Source organism: Mesorhizobium sp. M0244 (assembly GCF_040321795.1).
In the GTDB taxonomy this organism is placed as follows: domain Bacteria; phylum Pseudomonadota; class Alphaproteobacteria; order Rhizobiales; family Rhizobiaceae; genus Mesorhizobium.
In genome coordinates this window covers 20,697-27,889 of the sequence record NZ_JAMYSE010000084.1, presented here as the reverse complement: position 1 = coordinate 27,889, position 7,193 = coordinate 20,697, and the positions used below count along the sequence as shown (strand labels likewise).

Below are 7,193 nucleotides of genomic sequence, written 5' to 3'. Positions count from 1 at the left end.
GGACGCTGACACGCCACTCCCCAGAAGGCCGGAGATATTTCTTGCCCTGTGTAACCGGTTGACGCCACCGTGACGGTGCTTTTGTCACCGCGATGTAACAGCGAGATGCCCTACGAACGCGCGCTTCGGGCATTACACCAGACGTTCGCGCCTAGAGGTGCTGAGGTCGGCTGGTGGCGCGAGCGCGACCTTCAGCATGGTCAGCTGCAATGTCTGCTTCGGGCGGAGGCAAGACCGCCTCTGCGGCCGACATTGAAGCGCAAAAACTGCCGTTCACTTCGTGATAGGTGTAAGCCGGCTTCGATTCAGAACCGACCTCGGCCAAAGGCCACCTTTGACCCCTTCTGGGTATTTGTGGACCATTTATTGGGTAAAGCCGCTCTTGGCGATGCGCTCTTCGAAAGTCGGGCCAAGCCCGACATGCTGAAGCACTGGCCAGCGTCCATCGCGGCGGCAGCTTCTGGGCTAAGCGGATGCCTTCTGTTACTTGCGGACGTTTGATGTGGCGCAAAGGATCAGCAGAAGCTAAGATGTTTTGTTCTTGGAGGCTGTCGTGCGTACGAGACGTTTCAGAAAGCCCGTCGTCGTTCAACCCGGCCGGATCGATCGCGACAGAGTTGTTACGTCGGTATCCGACGCGGCCGAAGTTCTGCTGAGGGATTGGCCGAGGCCGGAGGGCAAGTCGCGGCTCGCCGCAATCGAAGCATGCCTTGCCGTAATCCGTGGAGAAAAACCACCAAGGATAGCGCGCCAGGCGTTCATCGCTGCTGCCAAGGAGGCCAGGATATTGCTCGGGGAAGAAATTTAGCTTACCCAGCACCCGTATGCCCATGCCCTTGAAGCACGGAGCGCTGCTGGATTCAGTTGCTTTGTGGCTTCGAGCAGAGCGTGATGTATCGATGTGGTGCGATTTTATCGATATGATTTGATTGTCTGTCGAGGGCGACGATATATCCGCTCGACTTGTCGATCGCACATTGATCGACCTCTCCTGCCCCCGCCAGGATGCGAGGACGTGAAGACGCAAGCCGTGCTGAAGCTTGTGTTGTGGCGAGAGCGGCGCTTACTGAACCGCGAAGCCAGGCAACTCATTCCCAGCCAGGCCATCTAGCCATCCAGACCTGATGGCATGGCCCGGACGTCGTGCACTGTCAGGCTTTGGCCTTGCGCTTTGCTGGTGCTTTCTTTGGCGGCGTTTTGGCAACCGCCTTGCGGCCGAGACCGGCAGCTTTGGCAAGCGCAGACCGCTGAGCCGCATAGCTGGGCGCTACCATAGGATAGTCCCACGCCAAACCCCACTTGGCTCTGTACTCATCAGGTGTCATGCCAAGCAAGCCCAGGTGGCGCTTCATCGACTTGAACTTGCGCCCGTTCTCAAGGCTTATAATGTATTCGGGAAAGATCGACTTCTTAGGATTTACCGCGGGCGTAAGTATTGGCGATGGCGCAGCGACCAGCTTGGCCAGGCCAGACAACGCAGAATTAACGCTCGCGATCAAATTCGGCAGATCCGCCACGGGCGTTGCGTTGCTTTGGACATAGGCGGCGACGATATCTGCTGTCATCGCTAGCAGATCAGCATTTCTTTGCCCAATTGCTTCGTCCATCAAAATCATTCCCTTGTTGACCTCCGGCGTTCCTATTTGGAAAATTCGGCTTGCGCAATTGCAAACAAGGATTATTTGACGCCGGATTACTCCAAGCGCCGGCTACGGTGTACTGACGCCTGGCTAAGCAAAAAAAGGAGATCGGTCGGCCCGCTCTCAACGGTCGACCCCAAGTACATCACGCACGGGCATTGCCGTGCGCTTCGAGAGTGGGCGCAGTTCAGACTCCGCGTAGACTTTCAAGATGGCGAGTTACCCTCGCTTCGCCGCGGACGGGATGGGCTGGCTACGCCGACGATCCCGGACGGCGACTCACAGCATCAATCCAGCGCGTGTAGGTAGCGGATGGGGCGGCCATCAGCAATGCGGTCGGCGGCTGTGGCGATGGAATTGGCGTCGATGCCGAAGTGGCGGTAAAGGTCACCGATCGTCCCCGACTGGCCAAAGTGCTCGACACCGAGACTGCGCGTGCGGTGGCCGTACACCGAGCCCAGCCAGCCGAGCGCCGCCGGATGACCGTCGGTGACGGAGACGATCGCGCAATGCGCTGGGAGATCGGCAAACAGCCTTTCAATATGGCTCCTTGCATGGACGAGGCCGCGTTCGCGCGCGCGACTTGCCGCTGTCCAGCCTGCGTTCAATCGGTCGGCCGAAGTCACGGCCAGAAGACCGACGTCGCGACGGTCCTCGGCCATCATGCCGACCGCCTCGATGGCTTCCGGCGCGACGGTGCCGGTGTAGGCAACGATCACTTCGGCATTCGGACCCGGACGCCGCAGCCAATAGCCGCCATCGACAATGTCCTGCTCGAGCTGTGGCGTCATGGGACGAATGATTTGCTCGACCGGGCGCGTCGAGAGTCGCAGATAGACCGAGCCGCCGGTCTCGTCGCGCAGCCAGGTGCGCTCCGACTGCACGGCGTCGCCGTCGCGCTGCATATAATCCAGCGCAAAGCGCATGATGACGCTCAACTCGTCGACGAAGGCCGGCTCGTAGGCGGCAAGTCCGTCCTGCGCCATGCCGATCAGCTGGGTGGCGATCGACTGATGCGCGCCGCCTTCCGGTGCCAGTGTGACCCCGGACGGCGTGGCGACAAGGAGGAAGCGCGCATCCTGGTAGCAGGCATAGTTGAGCGCATCGAGGCCGCGCTGGATGAACGGATCGTAGAGCGTGCCGATCGGCAGCAGCCGTTTGCCGAAGATCGAATGCGACAGCCCGAGCGCCGACAGCAGGATGAACAGATTGTTCTCGGCGATGCCCAGTTCGATGTGCTGGCCGGAGGTGCCGAATTCCCATTTCTGCGCCGAGGCGATGCGTTCGCTGCGGAAAGTGTCCGCGAGTGACTGACGCGCGAACAGGCCGCGCCGGTTGACCCAGGGGCCGAGATTGGTCGAAACCGTGACATCGGGCGATGTCGTGACGATGGCATCGGCAAGCGGCCCGCCGGCCCGCGCAATCTCGTCCAGAATTCTGCCGAAGCCGACCTGGGTGGAGACGCTGCCTTTGGCCTCCGCGACGAGACGATCAGGGATCACGATGCGCTGGGCGTGCCGGCGCCGCTGGCCCTTTGCCGCGAACGGAACGGCATCGAGGAATCGTTGCAGCTCCAAATCGCCAACAGCCAATCCCTCGAAGGCGTTCCACTCCCGCCCGTCGCCGACCGACATCGAGGCGCGAAGGGCCGCCATCTGATCCTTGGTCATCAGGCCGGCGTGGTTGTCCTTATGGCCGGCGAGCGGCAGGCCGAAGCCCTTGATCGTGTATGCGATGAAGCACGTCGGCCGATCGTTGCCGCGTGCCGTCTCGAAGCTCTCGATCAGGCATGGTAGGTCGTGGCCGCCGAGATTGGTCATCAGCGCGGCGAGCTCGGCATCGGAGCGCCGGTCGAGAAGCGATTGCAGGCCCGGCTTGTCACCGATGTCGGCGATCAGGCGCTTGCGCCAAGCGGAGGCGCCCTGATAGGTCAGCGCCGAATAGAGCTGGTTCGGGCAGGCGTCGATCCAGGCCTTTAGCGCCTCGCCGCCCGGTTCGGTGAAGGAGGCTTCGAGCAGCGAGCCGTATTTCAGGATCACGACGTCCCAGCCGAAATTCCGGAAAATGTTTTCGAAGCGTTCCCAAAGGCCTTCGCGAACCACGGCATCGAGGCTCTGTCGGTTGTAGTCGACGATCCACCAGCAGTTGCGCAGGCCGTGTTTCCACCCTTCCAAAAGCGCCTCGAAGATGTTGCCTTCGTCCATCTCGGCGTCGCCGATCAGCGCCACCATGCGGCCCTCGGGCATGCTTTCGTCGCGGGCGCTGAGATAATCCTGCACAAGCGAGGCAAACAGCGTCTGCGCGACGCCGAGCCCTACGGAGCCGGTCGAGAAATCGACGTCGTCGACGTCCTTGGTCCGCGACGGATAGCTTTGCGCGCCACCGAGGGCGCGAAACTGTTCGAGCTTCTCCCTCGTCTGGTTCCCAAGGAGATACTGGATGGCGTGGAATACCGGCGAGGCATGCGGCTTCACCGCAACGCGGTCGTGTGGCCTCAGCACCGAGAAATAGAGCGCGGTCATGATCGTCACCAGCGAGGCCGAGGATGCCTGGTGCCCGCCGACCTTTAGGCCGTCGGTGCTTTCGCGCAGATGATTGGCGTTGTGGATCATCCATGCCGACAGCCAGAGCACCTTTTTCTCCAGCGTCGAAAGTGCCTCCAGCTCTTGTTTGTCCATGCCGCAAGACTCCCGATTTCGATCGCCGCAATCATAGAGCTGACCAAAAGCTGATTGTCGCTAAACTTGCATGAACTTGGCAGCTACATTAGCTGCTTTCGCCAACATCGACGACAGGAGTGACGTTTCGTGCCAAAAAGCCGACTGGACGATATCGACCGAAAGATCATCGCCGCGCTGCAAGTCGACGGCAGGATGACGGCGCAGCAGCTTGCCGAGCAAGTCGGCCTTTCGGCCTCGCCCTGCGCCCGCCGGGTCCGCCTGATGGAGGATATGGGCGTGATCACCGGCTATGCCGCCCTGATCGATCAGGACATGGTCGATTTGCCGATCTCGGTGTTTGCCTCAATCAAGCTGGAGCGCCAGCGCGAGAACGAGCTGAAGCGGTTCAACGCGGCAATCGCGCGCTGGCCGGAGGTGGTTGATTGCTATCTGATGACTGGCCAGCGCGACTATCTGCTGCGTGTGGTAGTGCGCGACCTGCACGCCTATGAGCGCTTCCTGAAGGAAAAGCTGACCCGGCTGGACGGCGTAGCCTCCATCGAATCCAGCTTCGCGCTTGCGCAGATCAAGCGATCGAACCGGCTGCCGGTCGAACCATGACGTTTGCGCGTGCGCAGGTCATTCACTACAATTCCATGGTCGCCGCACGTTCTGGGAGAGCATGATTTCAGCCGGTCGCGAGTGGCGCTGTGGAACCTTGATCAAAGTTTTGGCCGATAGAGATGGCTGCGCCCCCGCGGATGGTGTCAGGTGAAGCCAGCTGCTTGATTGCACTTTCGGTCCAAAGCACTGGCTCCGTTATCCGGTAGAATTGTCGCGTCGCCATCAAGGCTGAGGGGCCGACATCAACCATCAGGCCAATCATTGTCATATCATCGCGTTTGAGCGAAGGCCCAAGCTGCTTTGGACTCCAGCCAATCGATGCGAGGTGGTCGAACCAGTAGTCCTCACACACGATTGTCAGATTGCTGATATGTCGCTGAATGCAGAATTCCAAAATTCCGCAGTAGATCACGCCGGCTGCGTGGCAAGGTCGGCCCGGCTCACGAAGATCACGCGCCACGAAGAACCTGGTCCATTCAAAGACATTCGGTCGCCGCGGAACGCCATCATCGGCGAGTTGCGGAAAGATTTCGCTCATCAGATGTGGGCGGAGGCTCGGCACCAAACGCGATCCGGCAACGACACCTCTCCCTGGCTGGATGCCGAGCAAATGAACCGCGTCCGAAGTGTCAAACGAGTCGATCTCGCGCCGGTCGGGGCGCCTCAGTTCGTGCCACCCACGTTCATCGACATAGATTTCATGTCGCAGGCGAAAATAACTGTCGAGCTCCTCTTGATAGGCAAAGCTGTTTGACGCGTCGACGACATGGACCTGAATCATTGCGGTTCCTCGCGATGGAACCCCATCCGACCACGCGACGATTGCCCGTGAAATACCCAGATCTGAGGATGGATCAAAACTCGATTTCGTGCCTGCGGAAAGCCTCGACGATCGCGTGCACGACGTTGGCGCTGCTGAGCTTCTGCTTGATGTTGCGCAGGTGGGTAGTCACGGTGTTTTCCGAGATGCCAAGTATTCGCGAAACCTCCCACGCGGTCTTTCCTCCCGCGACCCACTGCAGGATTTCACGTTCTCGTTGGGAAAGCTTTTGTCTCGGCCGCCTGCGCGAGCTGCCAACGAGTCGTTCGGCAGCTGAGTAGGCATGGCGCGCAAGGGCATGGATGGTGCAGCGCACCGCCGGCGCCAAATCAATTTCGCTTCCAGCAACCGTTACACAGGCGGGATCGCCAAACGCATCCTGGATTGGGATGCAGATCCCGTCGCAAAGCCCAAACTCTCTCGCCTCACCCATCACCTTCCTGGCATTGCTGTTCGTCAAGCCGTGATGGGCATCCCTCCAAAGAAACGGCCCGATCCCACCTCGGCACAAAGCAACGCAAGGATCATGGCGATAGTGTCCGGCAGCCATGTAGCGGTCGTACCATTCCTGCGGCCAACCGTTGACAAGGATGTGTCCATCCAGCGATCCGGTGTCCTGGCGTGGCAATTCGGTGACGAGACAGGCTGCGTAGCCGTGACGTTCGATGCTCTTGCGCAGTTGCCGAATGATCTCGGCGGCGCTGGTTGCACGGTCAATCTGCGCGGTTGCTTCAAAGATTTGTATTAGCTGATCCTGTAAGACGCTCCCGTGAACCGCCGCCATTGTACGTCCTTTCAATGTACTGAGACAAAGAAAACAATAAATAACTTAGGTTCGACCGCAACCTGCGGCATGACGTTTGACTACTATAGTAGGTGGCACTAAAGGGCGCGTTCTGACTGCCTCGCCGCATGAGGCTGAGGTCAGTTTTTGCTCGCAATCTGAGGTTGCTTCGCCAGGGCACCGGCCTGTCGCAGGAGCAGCTCGCGGACCTTGCCGGCCTTGATCGCAACTATGTCGGCAAGCTCGAGCGGGAGGAAAACTCACCGACCGTCGATACGCTGGAGGTACTGGCGTTGGCATTGCAAGTTGACGTGGAGCAGCTCATCCGTCGAAACTCGCCATAATGCACCGGCTAGCAGGCCGCCGAGAGTATCAGGATTTTCCCTTGCGCCGCCCACGCGGCGCCACAGTACAATCTCCAGCTGGGGCTCGGGCGTTTTTGCCGGGCCGTTTCGTCAGCTCCTCGATGTCGACGCTCAATGCGGTGGCAAGCTTTGCGAGCGACAGGAGTGTGGGATTGCGACGGCCGGCCTCGAGACCACTCAGATAGGCGCGCGTGAATCCTGAACGGAACGACAGTTCCTCTTGAGAGAGGGCCTGTGCGCGCCGAATCCTCTGTACGTTGAGGCCGACAACCACCCGTAGGTCCATGACGGCATGGTCGT

8 protein-coding genes are annotated in these 7,193 nt (G+C 60.0%); 2 read left to right on the top strand and 6 right to left on the bottom strand.

Features of this window, described 5'->3' with window-relative positions:
- Positions 1-151: 151 nt before the first annotated feature.
- The 3 genes from NKJ08_RS39130 to NKJ08_RS30975 form a co-directional block, all read right to left on the bottom strand.
- A complete protein-coding gene (locus NKJ08_RS39130) occupies positions 152-832 on the bottom strand; it encodes a hypothetical protein (RefSeq protein ID WP_502906365.1) in 681 nt (226 codons plus the stop codon).
- A 319-nt stretch (positions 833-1,151) separates the two neighbouring features.
- Positions 1,152-1,607 (bottom strand): Ros/MucR family transcriptional regulator, encoded by a 456-nt coding sequence (locus tag NKJ08_RS30980; protein ID WP_352529671.1) that lies wholly within the window; start codon positions 1,605-1,607, stop codon positions 1,152-1,154.
- A gap of 320 nt (positions 1,608-1,927) precedes the next feature.
- The gene (locus tag NKJ08_RS30975) at positions 1,928-4,318 is read right to left on the bottom strand and encodes a thiamine pyrophosphate-binding protein (protein ID WP_352784917.1); all 2,391 of its coding nucleotides are present in this window, start codon (positions 4,316-4,318) and stop codon (positions 1,928-1,930) included.
- 129 nt (positions 4,319-4,447) lie between these two features.
- Here NKJ08_RS30975 and NKJ08_RS30970 point away from each other — a divergent pair, with 129 nt between their 5' ends.
- Complete coding sequence (locus NKJ08_RS30970) at positions 4,448-4,921, top strand: Lrp/AsnC family transcriptional regulator (protein WP_352784914.1); 474 nt, start codon at positions 4,448-4,450, stop codon at positions 4,919-4,921.
- Between the two features lie 67 nt (positions 4,922-4,988).
- Here NKJ08_RS30970 and NKJ08_RS30965 read toward each other — a convergent pair whose 3' ends face one another.
- Together NKJ08_RS30965 and NKJ08_RS30960 are read right to left on the bottom strand one after the other, a co-directional pair.
- Positions 4,989-5,705, bottom strand: a complete 717-nt coding sequence (locus tag NKJ08_RS30965; RefSeq protein WP_352784912.1) for an acyl-homoserine-lactone synthase — start codon at positions 5,703-5,705, stop codon at positions 4,989-4,991.
- 73 nt (positions 5,706-5,778) lie between these two features.
- Entirely contained in the window at positions 5,779-6,528 is a 750-nt protein-coding gene (locus NKJ08_RS30960) for an autoinducer binding domain-containing protein (protein WP_352780168.1), read from the bottom strand.
- A 128-nt stretch (positions 6,529-6,656) separates the two neighbouring features.
- Here NKJ08_RS30960 and NKJ08_RS30955 point away from each other — a divergent pair, with 128 nt between their 5' ends.
- Positions 6,657-6,872 carry a helix-turn-helix domain-containing protein gene (locus NKJ08_RS30955; RefSeq protein WP_023679380.1) on the top strand — a complete coding sequence of 72 codons (216 nt, stop codon included), beginning with the start codon at positions 6,657-6,659 and terminating at the stop codon, positions 6,870-6,872.
- A gap of 28 nt (positions 6,873-6,900) precedes the next feature.
- On the opposite strand, the gene NKJ08_RS30950 is transcribed toward NKJ08_RS30955, so the two are convergent.
- Positions 6,901-7,179 (bottom strand): helix-turn-helix domain-containing protein, encoded by a 279-nt coding sequence (locus NKJ08_RS30950; RefSeq protein WP_352529661.1) that lies wholly within the window; start codon positions 7,177-7,179, stop codon positions 6,901-6,903.
- Between the last annotated feature and the right edge of the window lie 14 nt (positions 7,180-7,193).